This window comes from Pseudohoeflea suaedae (genome assembly GCF_004354915.1).
Lineage (GTDB): Bacteria > Pseudomonadota > Alphaproteobacteria > Rhizobiales > Rhizobiaceae > Pseudohoeflea > Pseudohoeflea suaedae.
Window position 1 is genome coordinate 285,012 of record NZ_SMSI01000003.1, and the last position, 21,913, is coordinate 306,924.

Here is a 21,913-nt window from a genome sequence, read left to right on the forward strand (position 1 = left end):
GTGGCGAGGAGACACCCGGTTCCGGCGTCAGGGAGTGAGTATCCATGACGCTGCATGATGTGAGCCTGAACGACAAATACGACCTGTCGAAGGACAGGATTTTCGTCACGGGCGCGCAAGCCGTCATTCGCCTGATGATGATGCAGCAGGAGCTGGATCGGCGGGCGGGATTGAACACGGCCGGCTTCGTGTCCGGGTATCGCGGCTCTCCTCTCGGCGGTCTCGATCAACAGTTTTTTCAGGCCCGCAGCCGGCTGGAGCCGCACAACATCGTTTTCCAGCCCGGGCTGAACGAGGAACTCGCGGCCACCGCCTGCTGGGGTTCGCAGGAAACCGGGCTCGATCCGCTGTCTCTCCATGACGGCACGTTCGCGCTCTGGTACGGAAAGGGGCCGGGCGTCGACCGGGCCGGCGATGTCTTCCGGCATGCCAACCTGGCCGGCACGGGGCGCCATGGCGGCGTGCTTGCGCTGATGGGCGACGACCACACGGCCGAATCCTCGACGAATGCGCATCAGACCGAGTTCAACATGGTCAACGCCATGATCCCAGTCCTCAATCCCGCCGGTGTGCAGGAGATTCTCGATTACGGCCTCTACGGCTATGCGCTGTCGCGTTTCGCCAGCCTCTGGGTGGGGCTCAAATGCGTGAAGGACAACGTCGAATCCACCGCTTCCGTGGATGGTCGTCTCGACCGGCTCGATATCGTGATCCCGCAGTTCGAAGGGCCACCGGGCGGGTTGGCGATCCGCGCCAACGATCTCGACTTCCTGGGCCAGGAAACGCGGCTGCACGAGTACAAGCGGCAGGCCGCGGGGCTGTTCATACGGGCCAACAGGCTCAACCGGACGGTATGGTCGGGAGGGACGAATCCGAAGATCGGCATTCTCACCGTGGGCAAGAGCTATCTGGATACCCGTCAGGCGCTGGCCGATCTCGGGATCGACGAAGCGCGGGCCCGAGACATCGGCCTGCGGCTTTTCAAGGTCGCCGCTCCCTGGCCGTTCGATCGCGAGGATGCCGTGGAGTTTGCGTCCGGGCTCGACATGGTCGTCGTGGTCGAGGAAAAGCGTTCTCTTCTGGAAAGCCAGTTGCGCGAGGCGCTCTACGGCACGGCCAACCAGCCGGTTGTCGTCGGCAAGAAGGACGAGACGGATAACTGGCTGTTCCCGGTCAGCGGTGCGCTCGATCCGAACGAAATCGCGGTGGCCGTCGGCGAGCGCATCCTGAAAGTGGCCGGTCATTCCGAGGAGCTCGATGGACGGGTAAAACGTTTGCGACAGTTCCAGTCGATGCTCGCCGGGATGTCCGATGTGGCGCGGCGTACCCCGCATTTCTGCTCGGGCTGCCCGCACAACACGTCGACCAATGTGCCGGAGGGCTCGATCGCGGCAGCCGGGATCGGCTGTTCCTACATGGCGCTCTGGATGGATCGGCAGACGCAGGGCTTCACGCAGATGGGCGGCGAGGGTGCGCAATGGGTGGGGCAGGCACCGTTTACCGCGCGGCCGCATTTGTTCCAGAACCTCGGCGACGGCACCTATAATCACTCGGGCGCACTGGCCATTCGCTTTGCGCTCTCTTCGAACGCCAACATCACCTACAAGATCCTCTACAACGATGCCGTTGCGATGACCGGCGGTCAGGCGCATGAGGGCGGGCTGACGGTGGATGCGATCGCGCGGCAGGTGCGCGCCGAAGGCGTCGAGCGTATCGCACTCGTTTCCGACGACCCGGACCGTTATCCCGGCACGATCGCGTGGCCGTCGCGGATGACGATCCATCATCGCGATGAACTGGATGCGGTGCAGCGCGAGCTGCGCGAAGTGACCGGCGTCTCGGTTCTTCTCTACGACCAGACCTGTGCTGCGGAGAAGCGCCGGCGCCGCAAGCGCGGTGGATATCCCGATCCGGACAAGCGCGTCTTCATCAACGAGCTCGTCTGCGAAGGCTGCGGTGATTGCGGGGTGAAGTCCAACTGCGTCTCGGTCCAGCCAGTGGAGACCGAGTTTGGACGCAAGCGGCGCATCGACCAGTCGAGCTGCAACAAGGATTTCTCCTGTCTCGACGGTTTCTGTCCATCCTTCGTGACCGTGCATGGCGGCAGGCTCCGCAAGTCGGGATCGAACAAGGCGCGTACGCTCGGCGATCCCCTGGAAGGCGTCCCCGATCCGGCCATTCATCCTCTCGACAATGGCTGGGCGGGTATTGTCGACGGGATCGGCGGTACCGGTGTGGTCACCATCGGCGCGATCCTCGGCATGGCCGCTCATCTCGAGGGCCGCGGTTGCGGCATGATCGACATGGCGGGGCTCGCCCAGAAAGGCGGGGCGGTTTTCAGCCATGTGCGGATCGCCGCAACGCCCGAGGATATTCACGCCATCCGCGTTTCCGCCGGCAAGGCCGACCTCGTGCTGGGCTGCGATCTTGTCGTATCGGGCTCGTCGAAGGTGCTGGCTGCCGTCCGCGAGGGCGAGACGGAGTTTGTGGTCAACACGGCCGAGGTGATGCCGGGCGACTTCACCCGCGATGCGGATTTCTCGCTGCCTTCGGAGCGTATCAAGCGCGCGATCCTCAAGGCGGCGGGGCCGGAACGGACGACCTTCTTCGACGCGGCGCTCACGGCAAACCGTCTTTTCGGCAATGCGGTTGCCGCCAATATGTTCATGCTCGGCATTGCCTGCCAGCGCGGTGCGCTGCCGGTCTCAGCCGGTGCGATCGAACGGGCGATCGAGCTCAATGGCCAGGCGGTGGCGATGAATATCGACGCCTTCCGCTGGGGGCGGCGTGCGATCAGCGAGCCGGAAGCCGTCCTGGCACTCGCCGGCGGAATGCAGGATGCGGAAGTCGCGCCGCCTGAAACGCCGGAGCAGCTGATCGCTCATCGGGCGAAGCATCTCGCGTCTTACCAGGATGCCGCTTATGCCGCGCGCTATCGCGAGGCGCTCGCACCCTTGATTGCCGCCGAAACCCGTATTTCGGGGGCGCCGGGTGCGGCAACGGCCGCCGCCGCCCGCTCGCTTTTCAAGCTCATGGCCATCAAGGACGAGTATGAAGTCGCGCGTCTTTACACGGACGGGCGCTTCAAGGAGAAGCTGGACGCCCAGTTCGAGGGGTATGAGCGGGTGGAGTATCATCTGGCGCCGCCGCTCTTCGCGCCGAAGGACCCGCAGGGTCGCCCGCGAAAGTTGCGCTTCGGTTCCAATATGCGGCACGTATTTCGCATCCTTGCCGCGGCCAAGGGGGCCAGAGGCCGATGGTTTGATCCATTCTCTTATACAACCGAGAGGCGTATCGAGCGCGGATTGGTCGACACCTACATCGCTGAAATCGAACAAATGGCAATCCGTATGAACGCCTCTAATCTATCAATGATCGTTGATTTCTTGTCGTACCCCCAATTGATTCGTGGGTTCGGCCATGTGAAGCAGGGCAGCTTGAATTCCCGGCTCGATGACAAGCATAAAATCATGAAGGAGCTTGATTCTTCCTCGGATACCACCGTGAGCCTTGCTGCGGAATAATATTGTTCTGACGATTATCTTTGTTCGATCCCATATATCAAGAATAATTCTTTTGACTCTTTAAGGGTTTCTTATGCAATCAGAGGTATTGTATTCCTTCAACCGTCTATTAATCCCGGATGGTTAGACTGGCGGAAGCTAGAACAGGTTCAACGCATGCTGCCAACCAAACGGGATAACGATGCGGCAGAGGTCCGGCTGTCATTTGTTCGGTCCCTCTACCTTCAGCGTGGCACACCCCTCACCGGGTTGATCGCGCATGTGATCACCGCGTCGGCCATCTTCGCCAAGACCGGTGATCCGTTCTATCTTTATGTCGGTGTCGCGCTGACGCTCATCTGGGCCGTCCGCATGTTCGGCATGCTGGCGTTCGACCGCCGCGACGATGGTGAATTCACGCTCGCCCAGACCATCCGGTGGGAGCGCTATTATGTTGCCGGTTCGGTGGTGGTGGCCGGCACGCTCGGCATCATGTGTGCCTATGCGCTCGTCGTCTCCCATGACGCGTTTGCCGAACTGGCCTCCATCTCCATTACGCTTGCCAGCCTGATCTCGGTGGTCGGGCGCAATTTCGGTTCGCGTCTCAACGTCGACATGATGATCCTGGCGGTCTGCGTGCCGCTGACGGCGGGCTTCCTGATCTTGCGCGATCCATTCATGGTCGTGCTGGCTGGCCTGCTGTTCCCACTGTTCATGACGACACGTTCGATGGCCAACGGCGTGCGCGAGTTTCTTTTCAATACGGTCATGGCCGAGCGCAAGGCCGGGCAGCTTGCCGAGCGGTTCGACATCGCGCTCAACAACATGTCCCACGGTCTGTTCATGCTCGATGGTGACGGGCGGATCGAGGTGCTCAACAACAAGGCGCGCGAGATCTTCCGCGTTCAGTCCACGATCGATCTCCGCGGGCGGACCCTGAGGCTGGCGCTGCGGCTTGCCGCGCGCAACAGCATCCTGCCGCCTGAGGACCTGGAGAACATCACGCGCCGGATCGAGAACCTGGCGAGCGGACGCGATCGCCGTCTGCTGATCCGCTTCTCGGATGACGTATGGCTTGAATTCACGTCGCGTCTGCGCGGAAACCACGGCGTGGTTCTCATTTTCGAAGATGTGACGGCACGTATCCGTCAGGAGGAGAAGATCCTCCAGATGGCGCGCTTCGATTCGCTGACGGCTCTTCCCAACAGGAACTGGTTCCAGGACCTCGCAACCTCCCGCCTGGCGAAGCTGAAGAAGAACCGGCAGGTCGCGCTCGCCGTCTTCGACCTCGATGACTTCAAGCACGTCAACGATACGAAGGGGCATGTTGCAGGTGACCGTCTGCTGCAGGCGGTGGCGACGAACCTGAAGGACATCTGCGGAGATCAGATCATCTGTTCGCGTTTCGGCGGCGATGAATTCGTGCTGTTCTTCCCCGATGTTGCCGACATGACCGCGCTCGGCGAATGGATGGACAAGATCGCCAACGGGTTGAGCGGTCACTACCAGATCGATGATAACCGCATCTTCGTCACCGTCAGCGGTGGCGTGGCAATTGCAATGGCCGGCGGCACGGTGCTTGACGATCTGCACATCAAGGCGGACATCGCGCTCTACGATGCGAAGCGCCGGGACAAGAACCGCTGGTCGCTGTTCGTCGATTCCATGGACGAGAAATATTCCGCGCGCCAGAAGCTCAAGGGCGACCTGCGTGATGCGATCATCAACGGCACCATCAATGTCGCCTACCAGCCGATGTTCACGCCGGACGGAACCAGGATTGCCGGTGCGGAGGCGCTGTCGCGCTGGCGCCATCCGGAACTCGGCCCGATCTCGCCGGCCGTCTATATTCCGCTGGCCGAAGAGATCGGTATCGTCAACGACCTGACCCGCTGCATGATCGACAAGGCCGTCGCCGATTGTGCCTCCTGGTCGGAGGACCTGTTCGTCTCGGTCAACCTGTCCGCCTATGATCTGGCGACGAACGACATCGTGCGCGTGGTCGATGAAGCGCTGTCGCGTTACAATCTCTCGCCGCTCCGCCTGCATCTCGAAATCACCGAAAGCGCGCTCGTCGACGACGCCAATTCGGTTCGGCGCATTCTCGAGACTTTCCGGTCGCGCGGCATCACCGTCGCCATCGACGATTTCGGTACCGGCTATTCAAGCCTGAGCTACCTCGACATCCTGCCGCTCAACAAGGTGAAGATCGACCGCGCCTTCGTGGCCAACATCACCGAAGACGGACGCAAGCTCAAACTGCTGCGCGGTGTCGTCAACCTTTCTCGCGAACTCGGACTTTCCGTTGTCGTCGAAGGTGTCGAAACCGACGAGCAGCTCAAGGTGATCCTGGAAAACGATTGTGCCGATCTGATCCAGGGATTCATTTTCGGGGCTCCCATGCCCGCCGCTTCCTTCGTCGATCTGGCTGCCAGAATGTCGGGAAAGCAGGAAACAGCTCCCTCAAAGCCTGCCGGCAAGCCGGCGCGGAGGGTGCGCGGCTAGCGCCGCTCCGCCTGACTTCCTCGATATAACCAGTATAAATTTGTGGTTTTGCGATCCAAATTCGCAGAACGGAGTTTGCGCGTTAACCAACTTCGGAATTATTGCCAAAGAATCGCCTCTTCGCCATTGTTTAACAAAAAGTTAAAGCTAAACTTTTAAGCAATGGGGTATCCGAGGGGTGCGGCATGCAAGTCGAGCAGAATGGAACTTCGGGGTTTGTAAGCCGTATGATGCGGCTTCTGGACAACGTCGAGTATCGCCGGGTGGAATCGAGCGAGGATCTGGAGGCGGTCGCGCGCGTTCGCTACAAGGCCTATGATCCGATCGGCATGGCGCCGAAAACGGGAAGCGTCCTCATCGACGACGCCGACTTCGCGCCGAATGCCCATGTCATCGGCATCTATTACGAGGAAAATCTGGTTTCGACGATCCGGATTCATCACGTCACGCAGCGTCATCCGACCGGTATGGCGACGACCTATTTCAAGGATGTGATGGACCCGCTTCTGGATGCGGGGCGGACATTCATCGATCCCGTGCGGTTTGCAGCCGATCCGGAGATCCTGCGCCAGCTCCCGGGCATTCCTTATCTGACGCTGCGTGTGGCGACGATGGCGACCGACTTCTTCGGCGCGGATTACTGCCTCTCGGTCGTCAAGCCGAACCACAAGGCATTCTACCAGCGCGTCTTCAATTCCAAGCCGCTGATCGAGCCGCGCCACATCATGCCGTACGACATCACCGTCGGGCTTTACGGATCAGACGCCCACAAGGAACTGCAAGGCATCTACCGGCGCTTTCCGTTCTTCAACTCGGAGGCCTTCGAGCGTCGCATGATGTTTGCGCCGGCTTCGGAAATGGGGTCGCCCGTCCTTACCGTGCGGCCGACCGCGCGTCTGGCGCAGGCGAGAGTTCATTGAAACTTTCGGCCAGCGGTTGAAACGAAAGGCGGTCGATGGCCGCCTTTCTGTTTTAAATCGATTTTCCCGCCGAGGAGCGGTATCGGGCCGTGCCGTTTTCTTGCACAAAGGCGGGGGTTTGTGTAATCGATCTGCTCGGAGAGACAATCGAGGGAGTTCCCAATGGCTGATCATGTCGAAGGCCCGGCCGAAGTCGGCGCCGAAATGGATTACAGCGAACACGAAAAAACCTACGCCATGTTCATCGCCGGTGCCAAATATGGCACGCTGCATATCGTTACGCTGCTGATTGCCATGGCATTCTTCTTCTTCACGGCCGCAGGCTTCTTCTCGAGCCTGATCCTGTTCGTGATCCTCAGCGCAATCGGCGTGGTCCTGCTGCGCTAGACTTCTTCAGGACCGGTCGTGCGTAGTCGAATACGCCGGCCGGTCGTATTGTATCCAGGGACAGGAGGGGTTTCTTGGGAGCGATCATTTTTGTGGGCAAGGAGACCGACGCAGCCGAAACGCGCGTTGCCGCCTCGCCCGAAACCGTCAAGAAGCTGACCTCGCTCGGTTGCGACGTGACTGTAGAGGAAGGCGCCGGCGCGGGCTCGCGCATTCTCGACAGCGATTTCGAAAAGGCCGGTGCAACCATCGTCAAGGCTGCAGACGCAGCCAAGGCCGATGTGGTGCTGCGCGTGCGCCGTCCCTCGGCGGGCGACGCCAGGATCATGAAGTCCGGCGCGGTTCTTCTCACCCAAATGGATCCATATGGCAACGAAGAGGCTCTCAAGCCCTTCGCGGAAGCCGGGGTGACTGCGTTCGCCATGGAACTGATGCCGCGCATCACCCGTGCGCAGTCGATGGACGTCCTGTCTTCCCAGGCCAATCTCGCGGGCTATCAGGCCGTGATCGAGGCCGCGGCCTCTTTCGGGCGCGCCTTTCCGATGATGATGACGGCCGCCGGTACGGTTCCGGCCGCCAAGGCTTTCGTGATGGGCGCCGGTGTTGCCGGACTTCAGGCGATTGCCACCGCGCGTCGCCTCGGTGCGGCTGTTTCCGCCACCGACGTCCGGCCGGCTGCCAAGGAGCAGGTGGCCTCGCTCGGCGCCAAGTTCATCGCCGTCGAGGACGATGAATTCAAGGCGGCGGAAACCTCCGGCGGTTACGCCAAGGAGATGTCGAAGGAATACCAGGCCAAGCAGGCGGCACTGGTGGCCGAGCACATCTCGAAGCAGGACATCGTGATCACCACCGCGCTGATTCCGGGCCGACCGGCGCCCAGACTGATTTCGGCGGAAATGCTGAAATCGATGCGTGAGGGCTCGGTGGTCGTTGACCTGGCTGTCGAGCGTGGCGGCAATGTCGAGGGTTCGGTGATGGGCGAGGCGGCCAAGGTCGGCGGCGTGACCGTGATCGGCTACCCCAACCTCGCCGGGCGCATCCCGGCAAGCGCATCGCTGCTCTACGCCAAGAACCTTCTTACCTTTCTGCAGACCATGATCGACAAGGAGACCCATGAGGTCCGCGTCGACATGGACGACGAACTCGTCAAGGCCACGGCGCTGACCCATGAGGGCAAGCTCGTTCATCCGGGCTTCGGCGGTGCCAACGACAAGGGGGATGCGTAATGGCCGGTTCCGTTCTCGATAACGCTGTTGAGAAGCTGAACGAGGCGGTCGACGCGGTCAATGCCGCCGTCGCGTCCCAGGACATGGCCGACGCCGCAGGGGCTGCGGCGCACGCGGCATCCGGCGGGGCGATCGATCCCTTCATCTTCCGCCTCGCGATCTTTGTGCTGGCGATCTTCGTCGGCTATTACGTGGTCTGGTCCGTGACGCCGGCACTGCACACGCCGCTGATGGCCGTGACCAACGCGATTTCCTCGGTGATCGTGGTCGGCGCGCTGCTCGCGGTCGGCGCCTCGCTTTCAGGTTACGCCTCGGGCTTCGGTTTCGTGGCGCTGATCCTGGCATCGGTGAACATTTTCGGTGGCTTCCTCGTCACCCAGAGAATGCTCGCCATGTACAAGAAAAAAGAAAAGTGAGGGGCGGCTGATGTCTGAGAATTTCGCGGCTTTCGCCTACCTCGTTTCCGGGGTCCTGTTCATCATGGCTCTCAGGGGCCTGTCTCATCCGACCACCAGTCGTCAGGGCAATCTCTACGGCATGATCGGCATGGGGATCGCCATCCTCACGACCCTTCTGCTCGCCAGGCCGTCCTTCGGCTCGCTGGTGCTGATCGTGCTCGGGATCGCCCTCGGTGGCGGTGCCGGCGCCTTCATCGCGCGGCGCATCGCCATGACCTCGATGCCGCAGCTCGTGGCTGGTTTCCACTCGCTCGTCGGCCTCGCCGCCGTCCTGGTGGCCGCCGCCGCACTCTATGCGCCGCATGCCTTCGGTATCGGCGAACCCGGCCAGATCCACGGCCAGGCGCTCGTGGAGATGTCGCTCGGCGTCGCCATCGGCGCGATCACCTTCACCGGCTCGATCATCGCCTTCCTGAAGCTCGACGGCCGCATGTCGGGCAAGCCGATCATGCTGCCCATGCGGCACGCGGTGAACGCCGCGCTGCTGATCGGCGTCGTCGTGCTGATCGGTATCCTGGTCGGCACCGAGAGCCATTTCATCTTCTGGCTCATCGTCGTCCTGTCGCTGCTGCTGGGCGTTCTGCTGATCATCCCGATCGGCGGGGCGGACATGCCGGTGGTCGTTTCGATGCTCAACTCCTATTCGGGGTGGGCCGCGGCCGGCATCGGCTTCACGCTCGGCAATCTCGCACTGATCATCACCGGTGCGCTGGTCGGTTCCTCGGGGGCGATCCTCAGCTACATCATGTGCAAGGGCATGAACCGCTCCTTCATCTCGGTCATTCTGGGCGGCTTCGGCGGCGAACAGGCCGCGGGCCAGGCAGACGACATAGACCGCACCGTCAAGCAGGGCTCGGCCGAAGACGCGGCTTACCTGATGGCGAACGCCTCGAAGGTCATCATCGTGCCGGGCTACGGCATGGCCGTGGCACAGGCCCAGCATGCCTTGCGCGAGCTCGCCGACAAGCTCAAGGCCAACGATGTCGAGGTGAAATACGCCATTCATCCGGTGGCGGGCCGCATGCCCGGCCACATGAATGTGCTGCTGGCCGAAGCCAACGTGCCCTATGACGAGGTCTTCGAACTCGAGGACATCAACTCCGAGTTCGCACAGGCGGATGTGGCCTATGTCATCGGCGCCAACGACGTGACCAACCCTGCGGCGCGCGACGATCCCTCCTCGCCGATCTACGGCATGCCCATCCTGGACGTGGACAAGGCCAAGACCTGCCTGTTCGTCAAGCGCTCCCTCGGTTCGGGCTATGCCGGCATCGACAACACGCTGTTCTACAAGGACGGCACGATGATGCTGCTCGGCGACGCCAAGAAGATGACCGATGACATCGTCAAGGCGATGGATCACTGATCCGGAAATCGTCAGCAATCGAAGGCCGCGAGCGATCGCGGCCTTTTTCATTTCGGGGTGCAGGCGTATTGTAGCGGCAGATTTCCGCCCGGACGACACCCATGCGATCCTTCAGCGCCGACCACCGCCATCTCTTCGAAACCGATTTCGGCCTGTGCGAAATCGGCTGGACCGATGCCGGGATATCGGATTTCAGACTGCCGACCGATGACCCGGACATGGACCGGAGCCGGATGATGCGTCAGTCATCGCAGCCGCCGCGCTTCATTGTCGAATCCACAAGGGCCGTCAGGAACTATTTCGCCGGGATACGGACCGATTTCGCGGATGTCCCGGTCGACCTGTCGGGGCTCGGGGATTTCGAGCGCGACATACTGCTCGCGACCCGTCGGATCGGATGGGGGGATGTGAGCTCTTACGGCGTGCTTGCCCGTGAGCTGACCGGGGATGTCGGGGTGTCCCGCGCGGTGGGGCAGGCGCTCGGGCGCAATCCGGTTCCGCTCATCATACCCTGTCACAGGGTGCTTGCCGCCGATGGTGCGATCGGCGGTTTCTCCGCGCCGGGCGGCACGGTCACGAAACTCAGGATGCTGGAGATCGAGGGAGCGCTCGCCAAGAGCCCTGTCCTGGCGCAGCGCAGTTTCGGGTTCTGACCTTCGGGATCAGCTGCCCTTGCGCAGGCGCGAGAGGCCGTCGCGGGCAGGGCCGTAATTCGGGTCCAGCTGGGCAGCGCGCGCATAGGAGCGGATCGCCTTCTGCGTCTCGCCGCGGCGCTCGTAGATCAGCGCCTGGTTGGCCCAGGATTCAGCCTTCGTGTTGTCGAGCTGAATGGCGTGGTTGAAGTCGGCAAAGGCGTTCTCGTCGTCGTTCAGGGCGACATAGGACAGGCCGCGACCGTTATAGGGCTCGGGTGCGTCCGACAGCGAGATCGCGGTCGAGAAGTCGTCGATGGCGCGGGCATGATCGCCACGCAGCTGATAGATCAGGCCGCGATTGTGGTAGGCACGCGGGTCGGTGGTGTCGAGCTGGATGGCCTTGTTGAAGTCGCGGAAGGCTTCGTCGTTGCGGCCAGCCTGACGGTAGAGATTGCCACGGCCGATATAGGCAGCGTCGTAGTTCGCGTTGAGCGACAGTGCCTGGTTGTAGTCGTTGGCGGCTGCCGTCAGATCGCCCTGGCTGCGCTCGATGAGCGCGCGATTGGCATAGGCCTGGTAGAAGCGTGGATTGAGCTGGATGGCCTTGTTGAAATCATCCATGGCCTTGCGGAACTCGCCGGCACGACCATAGGCCGCGCCGCGGACGTTGTAGGGTTCCGGGTCGGAGGGATTGTTGCGGATCACGGCGGTCAGTGAGCCGATATTCTCTTCGCTGCCCTGGGTGCGGTCTATGTCGATGGCGGAAATGGGGGCAGTCGTCTGGCATCCGGCAACAGCCAGGCACGCGCTTGCGGCGGCGATCATCAGGGCGCCACGCAGTTTGCCGTGGATGTGCGACATCGGCTGAAGTCCGGAGAATGCTGAAGTCAAGATTTGCCCCTCTGACGACTGTGTATGGTCCCGCAATGTGATGCCGGAACGGAGTGCGGAAAAGAATAAAGGCGGCGACATACCGTCTCCGCCTCCATTAACACGCCGAAATCGGCAATAAAACGGCAGGGATCAGCGACCCGAACGACCGCCGATCAGGCCTTCGCGCTGGGCGCGCTTGCGAGCCAGCTTGCGGACGCGGCGAACGGCTTCTGCCTTTTCGCGGGCGCGCTTCTGAGAGGGCTTTTCGTAGTGGTCGCGCATCTTCATTTCACGGAAGATGCCTTCGCGCTGCATCTTTTTCTTGAGAGCGCGGAGCGCCTGATCGACATTGTTGTCGCGGACAAGTACCTGCACGTTAAACCCGATCCTTAATTGCGGTTGAACCTGAACTTTCTAGACGGCCGACATAAAGAAAACAGGTCCGTTCGGTCGGCAGACGTCACGATTGCGGGGCATTTACCAGTTTTCCCAAGTCAAGTCCAGCAGGTTTTCGCGCGTTTTTTCGCCGTTCTGTGGGCTTTTCTGCAGACTGGTGTCGCGCTGTGACGCCGTAATGACAATCTGGCGCGTCTGCGACATTATGGGCCCTCGTCTGCGGCTTTCGAAGTCGCAATGCGACAGGTGCGGAGCGCATGTTTTTGATTTAAGCGTAACCGCAATCCGGATGCGAGGACATGATGCGCAAATACTCGATTTTCGCTGTGGCGCGCGAGGCCATGCGGGGGCACCGCGGGTGGGACAAGCAATGGCGCTCGCCCGAGCCCAAGAAGTCCTATGACGTCATCATTGTGGGCGCCGGAGGGCACGGTCTCGGCACGGCCTACTACCTGGCCAAGGAACACGGCATCACCAATGTCGCGGTGATCGAGAAGGGATGGCTCGGCGGCGGCAATACCGGCCGCAACACCACCATCATCCGCTCGAACTATCTCTATGACGAGAGTGCGGCGCTCTACGATCATGCGGTCAAGCTGTGGGACGGGTTGTCCCAGGACCTCAACTACAACGTCATGTACTCGCCGCGCGGCGTGATGATGCTTGCGCACAATGTTCATGACGTACAGGTCTTCAAGCGGCACATTCACGCCAACCGGCTCAACGGTGTCGACAATGAGTGGCTGACGCCCGGTGAAGCCAAGGATTACTGCCCGCCGCTCAATATTTCCAAGACCGCGCGTTATCCGGTCATGGGGGCGGCCCTGCAGCGGCGCGGCGGCACCGCCCGGCACGATGCGGTCGCCTGGGGCTATGCCCGCGCGGCATCCGATCTCGGTGTCGACATCATCCAGAACTGCGAAGTTACCGGCGTGCGCCGCGGTGTCAACGGCGCGGTCGAGGGCGTGGAAACGTCGCGCGGCTTTATCGGCGCCAGGAAGGTCGGTGTCGTTGCCGCCGGCAACACGACGACGATCATGGACATGGCCGGCGTACGCATGCCGCTCGAAAGCTATCCGCTGCAGGCGCTCGTCTCCGAGCCGGTCAAGCCGATCTTTCCCTGCGTCGTGATGTCGAACACGGTGCATGCCTACATCTCGCAGTCCGACAAGGGCGAACTCGTCATCGGGGCGGGTACCGACCAGTACACCTCCTATTCGCAGACGGGCGGGCTTCATATCCTGAGCCACACACTCGATGCGATCTGCGAAATGTTCCCGATCTTCACGCGCATGAGGATGCTGCGATCCTGGGGCGGGATCGTCGACGTGACACCCGACCGTTCGCCGATCCTCTCGAAGACGCCGGTTCCCGGCCTTTTCGTCAATTGCGGCTGGGGAACGGGCGGCTTCAAGGCCACGCCCGGTTCGGCGCACGTCTTCGCCCATACCATCGCGCGGGACGAACCGCACGCAATCAACGCACCGTTCTCGCTCGACCGGTTCCGCAGCGGCCGGCTGATCGACGAGGCGGCCGCCGCCGCCGTGGCGCACTGAGGTAAAGTCATGCTTCTCATCCATTGCCCCTATTGCGGAGAGGACCGGCCGGAACTCGAATTCCGCCATGCCGGCGAAGCGCATGTCGTGCGTCCCGACCCGATCAGCGAAATCAGCGACGAGGAATTCGAGGCCTATTTCTTCATCCGCGACAATCCGAAGGGCCTCACCTACGAACGCTGGCGCCACATGCATGGCTGCGCGCGCTTCTTCAACGCGGTGCGCGACACGGTTTCGGACAAGTTCGTCACCACCTACAAGGCCGGAAACCCGAAGGTCGAGATAGAGCGCGGCGAAGACGGCATCGCGCGTGTGAAGGGAGATGGCCAATGAGCGGAACCAACCGCATCGCGGGCAAGGGCCGGCTCGTTCCGGCACGCACCGTCTCCTTTACGTTCGACGGACGCCGGCTGACCGGCGTCGAGGGGGATACGCTCGCCTCGGCATTGATCGCCAACGGGATCCACCTGACCGGCCGGTCCTTCAAGTATCACCGTCCGCGCGGCATTCTTTCCGCCGGGCCGGAAGAGCCCAACGCGCTCATCGATATTTCGCGTTCGTCCAACACCCATACGCCGAATGTGCGGGCGACCGTGCAGGAAGTCTTCGAGGGGATGACGGCGCAGTCGCAGAATCGCTGGCCGTCGCTCAGCTTCGATGTCGGCGCGGTCAACAACCTGTTCTCGCCGATCTTTGCCGCCGGCTTCTACTACAAGACCTTCATGTGGCCGAAAGCCGCCTGGAAACATTTCTACGAGCCGAACATCCGCGCGGCAGCCGGGCTCGGCGTCTCGCCGAAGGAACCCGATCCGGACCGTTACGCCAACCGCTTCATCCATTGCGACGTGCTGGTAGTCGGCGGCGGTATCGCCGGTCTGATAGCGGCGCGGGCGGCGGCCGAAACCGGCGCGTCCGTCGTTGTATGCGACGAGCAGCCGGAACTGGGCGGCGCGCTCCATCACGAGATCGACACACGTATCGACGGGCAGGAGGGTTTCGTCTGGGCGCAGGAGATCGGCAGTGAGCTGGCGGGCATGGACAATGTGCGGGTGCTGACCCGTACAACGGCCTTTGCCTATCAGGCCCAGAACATGGTCGACCTCGTCGAGCGCGTCAGCGAGCATTTCGCCAATCCCGACAAGCTGGTGCCGCGCGAGCGGCTCTGGCAGGTGCGGGCCAGGCGGGTCATCGTGGCGACCGGCGCGATCGAGCGGCACATGGTGTTCGCGCAGAACGACCGGCCCGGCATCATGCTCGCTTCCGCCGCGCGCACCTACCTCAACCATTACGGCGTGGCCGTGGGGTCGAACGTTGCCGTCTACACGGCCAATGATTCCGCCTATCGTGCGGCTTTCGACCTGAAACAGGCCGGAATAGCCGTGCCGGTGATCGTCGATGCGCGCTCCGATGTCGATGCGGGATTGCTGGCCGAGGCTGAGGCGCTCGGTATCCAGGTGCTCACCGATCATGCGGTGGTCGACACCAAGGGCGGGCTCCGTCTGAAGTCGGTCAGGATCGAGCGTGTCGGTGGCGGCAAATCGCGAACCGTCGAGGCCGACGCGCTGATCATGTCCGCGGGCTGGACGCCGACGCTGCACTTGTATTCCCAGTCCCGCGCGAAAGTGGTCTGGGACGAGGAGAGCGCTCGCTTCCTGCCGGGCAAAGCGGTGCAGGAGATGGTGACGATCGGCGCGTGCAACGGCACGGACGCGCTCGACGCGCTTCTGGAAGAGGCCGCGAATGCGGGTATGGAAGCTGCGCGGCTTGCAGGTTTTGCCGGAGCTTCGGGCTATCGCGCGCCCGATGCCGAGAGCCTGACGAGCCGCCGCGGTGCGCTGATGGGAGCCGCGCCGGGCGCGGGGCCCGAGACCACGGTCAAGGCCTTCGTGGATTATCAGAACGACGTGACGGCGAAGGACATTCGTCTGGCCGTGCGCGAGGGCATGCATTCGATCGAGCACGTCAAGCGTTTCACCACAAACGGCATGGCGACGGACCAGGGCAAGACATCCAACATCCACGGCCTGGCAATCGCGGCGGACATGCTCGACAAGCCGATCCCGCAGGTCGGCCTGACGACGTTCCGTCTGCCTTACACGCCGGTCACGTTCGGCGCGATCGTCAATCACGGCCGCGACCGTCTTTTCGATCCGACACGCAAGACCGCGATCCACAAGAGCCACGAAGCGCTCGGCGCTGTGTTCGAGGACGTCGGCCAGTGGAAGCGTCCCTGGTACTATCCGAAGGCCGGGGAAACCATGCATGCCGCCGTCGATCGCGAATGCAGGACCGTGCGCGAAACGGCCGGCCTTTTCGATGCCTCCACCCTGGGCAAGATCGAGGTTGTCGGCCCGGACGCGGCGAAATTTCTCGATCTCATCTACACCAATGGCTGGCAGAAGCTCGCCCCGGGCCGTTGCAAATACGGCATCATGCTGCGTGAGGACGGTTTCATCTATGATGACGGCGTCGTCGGCCGCATTGCCGAGGACCGGTTCCATGTCACCACGACTACAGGCGGAGCGCCGCGGGTGCTCCATCACATGGAAGACTACCTCCAGACCGAGTTCCCGGATCTCAGGGTCTGGCTGACCTCGACGACCGATCAGTGGTCGGTGATCGCGGTGCAGGGACCGAAGGCGCGCGAGATCATCGCGCCCTTCGTGGAAGGCATCGACATCTCCAACGAAGCCATCCCTCATATGAGCGTGCGTGAAGGCACGGTCTGCGGTGCGCCGGCGCGGCTCTTCCGCATGTCGTTCACCGGTGAACTGGGCTTCGAAGTCAACGTGCCGGCCGATTACGGCCGGGCCGTGTGGGATGCGCTCTGGGCGCGCGCTCAGGACCTCGGTGCCTGCACCTATGGCACGGAGACGATGCACGTGCTGCGCGCAGAAAAGGGCTACATCATCGTCGGTCAGGATACCGACGGGACGGTGACCGCGGATGACGCGGGCCTCAGCTGGGCGGTGGCGAAATCCAAGCCCGATTTCGTCGGCATTCGCGGCATGAAGCGGCCCGATCTCGTCGCCTCCGGCCGCAAGCAGCTCGTCGGACTTCTCACCGCCGACCCGAAACAGGTGCTCGAGGAAGGGGCGCAGATCGTCGCCGACCCGAACCAGCCGGTTCCGATGAAGATGATCGGCCACGTGACGTCGTCCTACTGGTCGGAAAACTGCGGTCGCTCGATCGCGATGGCCGTGGTCGCGGATGGCCGCGCGCTGATGGGCAAGACGCTTTACGTGCCGATGCCCCACGAGGTCATCAAGGTGGAAGTGACGGATACCGTGTTCTTCGACAAGGAAGGGGATAGGATCAATGGCTGAGGCTGTAGCAACCCGCACCAGCCCGCTCGACGGGCTGATCGCCGGTTCCGTCGGTGTGGCGATCGCGCAGGCGGCGCCCGCGCACCGGATTTCGCTGCGTGTCGGCGCCGATGGCATCCCAGCGCTCAACAAGGCGCTCGGTCTCGATCTTCCAACCGAGCCGAAGAAGAGTGTGACGGCGAAGTCCGGGCGGATGGCGCTGTGGCTCGGACCGGACGAATGGCTGGTGATCGACGAGAAGGGCGACCCGATGGCCGATGTGGCCGGTGTCGACGCCTTCTTCTCGGTGGTCGATGTCTCTCACCGCAATACCGCGATCAAGGTTGCTGGTCGCGGTGCCCGCGCCACGCTTGAGGCCGGCTGTCCGCAGGACGTTACCGACGATGCCTTCCCCATCGGGGCCTGCTCGCGGACGGTGATGGGCAAGATCGAGATCGTGCTGATGCGCACGGACGCCAATGCCTATCGCATCGAATGCTGGCGCTCGTTTGCGGAATATGCCTTCGAGTTTCTGTCCGACGCCGCGCATGATTGCATGGCCTGAGAAGGCCCGGCAGCAGCGCTTCCGCTTTCAGCCCTCGCTTTCGGCGGGGGCTTTTTCATCCGCATATTGAAGCAGTGTCAGCCAGACCGCGGTGAGAGCGGGTTTCGGAGCATCTTCGATATCGACTGTCACATTGTAGGTGAAGCCCAGAAGATTGGGGCCGCGATGGCGGCACTGATCGAGATGGAAGCGACCCCGAATGCGTGCGCCGGACGGAACCGGGTTCATGAAGCGCAGTTTGTTGAAGCCGTAATTGATGCCCATCTTCTCGGTCTTCAGGCGCGGCGAGCAATCCTCGTGCATGGCGGAGAGCATCGAGAGTGTGAGAAATCCGTGCGCGATGGTTCCGCCGAAACCGGTCTCGGCGGCGGCTTCCGGATCCACATGGATGAACTGGTGGTCATCGGTCGCATCGGCAAACCGGTTAATGCGCTCCTGCGGCATATCAAACCAGCGCGAGACATATTCGCTGCCGATTTCGTTTTCGATGTCTGCGAGGGTGATGATCCGGGGCATGGAGTGTCCGTAGATGTGTCAGCGTTATGCAGACAATCTAGAACACTGGATGCTCAATCACAGGGCGGACACCGCCGAAAACAGGCTATGTCCCCGGTTTTTCCTTGAAGCAGCTGACCGACCTGGGGGGCAGGCTGCTGCCGGTGGCGGGGCCGAGCGCCTTGTGCCAGCCGGAGGGCGCGTCGGGAAGGACGATCTCTACCGCGTGGTAACTCCGGTTGAAGGCCAGCATGACACGCTGGCCGGGTGCGCCGAGAACCATCACGAGGCCCGGCAGGGCCGGGTCGTTCCAGGCCCCGCCTTCCAAGACTTCGCCGCCGGGCGCGCGCCATTCCACCTGGTCGGGATTGTCCGACCCATCGGCGGGTACGAGGAAATCCGTCCGAGTGAAAAGGGGCGTCTCAGCCCTGAGCCTGGCCCACTCCCGGGCGTGGGCCAGGCGGTCCTCGTCGAGATTTGCCCAGTCGCGCCAGGTGATCTCGTTGTCCTGCGCATAGGCATTGTTGTTGCCATGCTGGCTGTGGCCGAACTCGTCGCCCGCGGTCAGAAGCAGGGTGCCGCGCGAGGCGAAAAGCGTAGCCAGCAGCGCGGTCGCGTCGGTTTCGCGGGCCGCGCGGATGGAGGGATCGTCGGTCTCGCCCTCGACGCCGCAATTCCACGAATAGTTCTCGTTATGGCCGTCGCGATTGTCTTCGCCGTTGGCTTCGTTGTGTTTTCCGGCATAGGTCACGAGGTCTCCCAGCGGGAAGCCGTCATGGGCAGCGACGAAATTGACGGTTCGCGTGGCGGTGGCTCCATCGCGTCCGAAGATGTCGGAGGAGCCGGAGAGCCGGGTGGCGAGATCGCCGGTCTTGCCGGCATCTCCGCGCCAGAAGCTGCGGATGTCGTCGCGGGCGCGGTCGTTCCATTCACGCCAATGGTCCGGGAAATTGCCCAGCTGATAGCCGCCGGGTCCGATGTCCCACGGTTCGGCCACGAGCAGGCGGCCGGACAATGCCGGGTCGGCATGCATGGCGGCGAGCATGTCCGCGTGTCGTGAGAACCCGGTGCCATCGCGGCCCAGGATTGGCGCCAGATCGAAACGGAACCCATCGACCCCGCCTTGGAGAGCGAGATGCCGCATCGCGGCGATCACCAGTTCCCGGACTTCCGGACGGTGGCAGGCAAGCGTGTTGCCGCACCCCGTGTCGTTGACGAGTTCGCCGGGACGGTTGGGGTCATGGGCATAGAAGTTGCGGTTGCCCAGGCCGCGCAGCGACAGGGTCGGACCGTCGAGATCCGATTCCCCGGTGTGATTGAAGACGACATCGACCAGAACTCCGATACCGTGCCTGTGCATCTCCGTGGTCAGCGCGCGCAGTTCCGCAATGCCGCCCGGCGCCAGGCGCGGGTCCAGCGCCAGCATCGTGACCGAATTGTAGCCCCAGGCATTGGCGAGCCCCAGCGGCGGCAGGTGGCGCTCGTCGATCCAGGCGGCGATGGGCATCAACTCGATGGCCGCGACGTGCAGCGATTTCAGGTGATCGATGACGGCCGGGTGGGTGAGGGCGGCCAGAGTGCCGCGCTTCTCCTCCGGTATGTCCGGATGCAGCATCGTGAAGGCGCGGACGGGAAGCTCGTAGATCAGCCCGCCTGGCGCGGGCACACGCGGCTTGCCGCCAAAGGGTTTTTGCGGTGGCTCGATGATGGCCTTCGGCACGATGGCCGCAGTGTTGACATCTCTTTCGCCGAGCCGCGGATCGTAGTGGAATGGCCGGTCGAGCCGGATCGCATAGGGATCGACCAGCAGCTTGGAGGAATCGAAACGGTGGCCGTTTTCCGGTTCCCACGGACCTTCGGCGCGCAGGCCATAGCGGTGGCCGGCGCGGACGCCAACGATCTCGGAGACGAACAGCCCGTCGCCGCGCGGCTCCAGCCGGTGGCGGGTGGTCTCCCGGTCGTCCGGATCGAAGAGGCACACGTGAACTGCCTCCGCATCGGGGGCGCGAACGGTAAAGCGCGCGCCGCCCGAGGTAAGCCGGACGCCGGGTGTGGAGTGGGTGGCGCCGCGTGCCATCCGGGTGTCAGGTGATCACGGTCGGGCCATCGCGACCGGTGATGTTCGTGATACGGGCTACCTCGTCGGCGGCTGCGATCAAGCCGGCCAGAGCGGCCTGGGTCTCCGCGCCGTGGCGGGACGGCTCGGGTTCGAAAAACTCCATGTAGACCCTGAGCGTCGCCCCGGACGTGCCGGTTCCGGAAAGCCGGAAGACGATGCGTGCGCCACCCTCGAAGAAGATGCGGATGCCCTGGTTCTTGCTGACCGAACCATCGACAGGGTCGTGATAGGTGAAATTGTCGGCCTTCACGACTGTCATGTCCGCCACCGTCTGGCCGGGCAGAGTGGCAAGCTTGGCGTTCAGCTCATCCATCAGCCGGTTGGCCTTGTCCGTGTCGATGCCTTCGTAATCATGGCGCGAGTAGTAGGTCCGGCCGTAGGTCGCCCAGTGGTCCTCGACGATCTCCTTCACGCTTTCGCGGCGGGCGGCGAGAATGTTGAGCCACAGAAGCACGGCCCAGAGACCGTCCTTTTCGCGGACATGGCTGGAGCCGGTTCCGGCGCTTTCCTCGCCGCAGATCGTCACCTTGCCGGCATCGAGCAGGTTTCCGAAGAACTTCCAGCCGGTCGGCGTCTCGTGCATCTCGACGCCAAGCTTCTCGGCAACGCGGTCGGCGGCGCCGGATGTCGGCATCGAGCGGGCAATGCCGGCGATGCCATCCTTGTAGCCCGGTGCCAGATGGGCGTTGGCTGCCAGCATGGCAAGCGAATCCGAGGGCGTGACGAAGATGCCCTTGCCGATGATGAGGTTGCGGTCGCCGTCGCCATCGGACGCGGCGCCGAAATCGGGCGCGGTGTCGCTCATCATCCGGTCGTGAAGATCCTTGGCATGCACGAGGTTCGGATCCGGATGATGGCCGCCGAAATCTTCCAGCGGTGTGTCGTTGAGAACGAGTTTGGGGTCCGCTCCGAGCCGATTGACGAGGATTTCTCGCGCATAGGGTCCGGTCACGGCATGCATGGCGTCGAAAGTGACCTTGAACCCGTCCCTGATCAGCGCGCGGATGGCATCGAAATCGAAGAGCGTTTCCATCAGTTCGGCATAATCGGCGACAGGGTCGATGACCTCTATCGTCATGCCGCCGGCTTCCCGCGTGCCGAGCTCTTCCAGATCCACATCGTCGAAATCGGCGATGAGGTAGCGATCGATCTCCTTCGATCGTGCGAAGATCGCCTCGGTGATCTTTTCCGGCGCCGGGCCGCCGTTGGAGACGTTGTACTTGATCCCGAAGTCCTCGTTCGGGCCACCGGGATTATGGCTGGCGGACAGGATGATCCCGCCAAAGGCCTTGTATTTGCGGATGATGTTGGAAGCGGCGGGCGTCGAGAGAATGCCGCCCTGGCCGACGAGGACACGGCCGAAACCGTTCGCGGCTGCCATGCGGATCGCGATCTGGATGACCTCGCGGTTGTAGTAGCGCCCGTCGCCACCGATCACCAGCGTCTTGCCCTCATAGTTTTCGAGGCTGTCGAAGATCGACTGGATGAAGGCCTCCGTATAACCGGGCTGCTGAAACACGGGCACCTTCTTGCGCAAGCCGGACGTGCCGGGCTTCTGGTCGGCGAAGGCTTTGACGGAAACGGTTTCGGTCTGGCTCATGGTG

Annotated in this window: 17 protein-coding genes; 12 read left to right on the forward strand and 5 right to left on the reverse strand. The window is 62.7% G+C overall.

Going from position 1 to position 21,913, the window contains the following annotated elements:
* Positions 1-44 precede the first annotated feature (44 nt).
* The 8 genes from E2A64_RS15035 (at position 45) to E2A64_RS15070 (ending at position 11,018) form a co-directional block, all read left to right on the forward strand.
* Positions 45-3,524: an indolepyruvate ferredoxin oxidoreductase family protein gene (locus E2A64_RS15035; RefSeq protein ID WP_133285315.1), complete on the forward strand. Its 3,480-nt coding sequence runs from the start codon at positions 45-47 to the stop codon at positions 3,522-3,524.
* A 156-nt stretch (positions 3,525-3,680) separates the two neighbouring features.
* The gene (locus E2A64_RS15040; RefSeq protein ID WP_133285316.1) at positions 3,681-6,008 is read left to right on the forward strand and encodes a putative bifunctional diguanylate cyclase/phosphodiesterase; all 2,328 of its coding nucleotides are present in this window, start codon (positions 3,681-3,683) and stop codon (positions 6,006-6,008) included.
* Between the two features lie 227 nt (positions 6,009-6,235).
* Positions 6,236-6,928 carry an N-acyl amino acid synthase FeeM domain-containing protein gene (locus E2A64_RS15045; RefSeq protein WP_244598313.1) on the forward strand — a complete coding sequence of 231 codons (693 nt, stop codon included), beginning with the start codon at positions 6,236-6,238 and terminating at the stop codon, positions 6,926-6,928.
* A gap of 162 nt (positions 6,929-7,090) precedes the next feature.
* On the forward strand, positions 7,091-7,315 hold the full coding sequence (locus tag E2A64_RS15050; protein ID WP_133285318.1) for an aa3-type cytochrome c oxidase subunit IV: 225 nt from the start codon (positions 7,091-7,093) through the stop codon (positions 7,313-7,315).
* 74 nt (positions 7,316-7,389) lie between these two features.
* On the forward strand, positions 7,390-8,541 hold the full coding sequence (locus E2A64_RS15055; protein WP_133285319.1) for a Re/Si-specific NAD(P)(+) transhydrogenase subunit alpha: 1,152 nt from the start codon (positions 7,390-7,392) through the stop codon (positions 8,539-8,541).
* Entirely contained in the window at positions 8,541-8,957 is a 417-nt protein-coding gene (locus tag E2A64_RS15060; protein WP_133285320.1) for an NAD(P) transhydrogenase subunit alpha part 2, read from the forward strand. Before E2A64_RS15055 ends, E2A64_RS15060 begins: the two co-directional genes overlap by 1 nt.
* 10 nt (positions 8,958-8,967) lie before the next feature.
* Positions 8,968-10,365: an NAD(P)(+) transhydrogenase (Re/Si-specific) subunit beta gene (locus E2A64_RS15065; protein WP_133285321.1), complete on the forward strand. Its 1,398-nt coding sequence runs from the start codon at positions 8,968-8,970 to the stop codon at positions 10,363-10,365.
* A gap of 101 nt (positions 10,366-10,466) precedes the next feature.
* A complete protein-coding gene (locus E2A64_RS15070; protein ID WP_133285322.1) occupies positions 10,467-11,018 on the forward strand; it encodes a methylated-DNA--[protein]-cysteine S-methyltransferase in 552 nt (183 codons plus the stop codon).
* Positions 11,019-11,027: 9 nt separating this feature from the next.
* Here E2A64_RS15070 and E2A64_RS15075 read toward each other — a convergent pair whose 3' ends face one another.
* The gene (locus E2A64_RS15075; protein ID WP_133285524.1) at positions 11,028-11,861 is read right to left on the reverse strand and encodes a tetratricopeptide repeat protein; all 834 of its coding nucleotides are present in this window, start codon (positions 11,859-11,861) and stop codon (positions 11,028-11,030) included.
* A gap of 162 nt (positions 11,862-12,023) precedes the next feature.
* The gene (rpsU, locus tag E2A64_RS15080; RefSeq protein ID WP_133285323.1) at positions 12,024-12,248 is read right to left on the reverse strand and encodes a 30S ribosomal protein S21; all 225 of its coding nucleotides are present in this window, start codon (positions 12,246-12,248) and stop codon (positions 12,024-12,026) included.
* Positions 12,249-12,571: 323 nt separating this feature from the next.
* Here rpsU and E2A64_RS15085 point away from each other — a divergent pair, with 323 nt between their 5' ends.
* From E2A64_RS15085 to E2A64_RS15100, 4 genes are read left to right on the forward strand one after another with little or no spacing between them, the layout of a single operon-like run.
* Entirely contained in the window at positions 12,572-13,825 is a 1,254-nt protein-coding gene (locus tag E2A64_RS15085) for a sarcosine oxidase subunit beta (RefSeq protein WP_133285525.1), read from the forward strand.
* A 9-nt stretch (positions 13,826-13,834) separates the two neighbouring features.
* Entirely contained in the window at positions 13,835-14,158 is a 324-nt protein-coding gene (locus E2A64_RS15090) for a sarcosine oxidase subunit delta (protein WP_133285324.1), read from the forward strand.
* Entirely contained in the window at positions 14,155-17,151 is a 2,997-nt protein-coding gene (locus E2A64_RS15095; RefSeq protein ID WP_133285325.1) for a sarcosine oxidase subunit alpha, read from the forward strand. Before E2A64_RS15090 ends, E2A64_RS15095 begins: the two co-directional genes overlap by 4 nt.
* A complete protein-coding gene (locus E2A64_RS15100; RefSeq protein ID WP_133285326.1) occupies positions 17,144-17,695 on the forward strand; it encodes a sarcosine oxidase subunit gamma in 552 nt (183 codons plus the stop codon). The genes E2A64_RS15095 and E2A64_RS15100 overlap by 8 nt, the downstream gene beginning before the upstream one ends.
* A gap of 27 nt (positions 17,696-17,722) precedes the next feature.
* On the opposite strand, the gene E2A64_RS15105 is transcribed toward E2A64_RS15100, so the two are convergent.
* From E2A64_RS15105 to E2A64_RS15115, 3 genes are all read right to left on the reverse strand, one after another.
* Positions 17,723-18,211, reverse strand: a complete 489-nt coding sequence (locus tag E2A64_RS15105) for a MaoC family dehydratase (RefSeq protein WP_133285327.1) — start codon at positions 18,209-18,211, stop codon at positions 17,723-17,725.
* 85 nt (positions 18,212-18,296) lie between these two features.
* On the reverse strand, positions 18,297-20,267 hold the full coding sequence (gene glgX / locus E2A64_RS15110; RefSeq protein ID WP_133285328.1) for a glycogen debranching protein GlgX: 1,971 nt from the start codon (positions 20,265-20,267) through the stop codon (positions 18,297-18,299).
* A gap of 7 nt (positions 20,268-20,274) precedes the next feature.
* The gene (locus E2A64_RS15115) at positions 20,275-21,909 is read right to left on the reverse strand and encodes an alpha-D-glucose phosphate-specific phosphoglucomutase (RefSeq protein ID WP_133285329.1); all 1,635 of its coding nucleotides are present in this window, start codon (positions 21,907-21,909) and stop codon (positions 20,275-20,277) included.
* Positions 21,910-21,913: the final 4 nt, after the last annotated feature.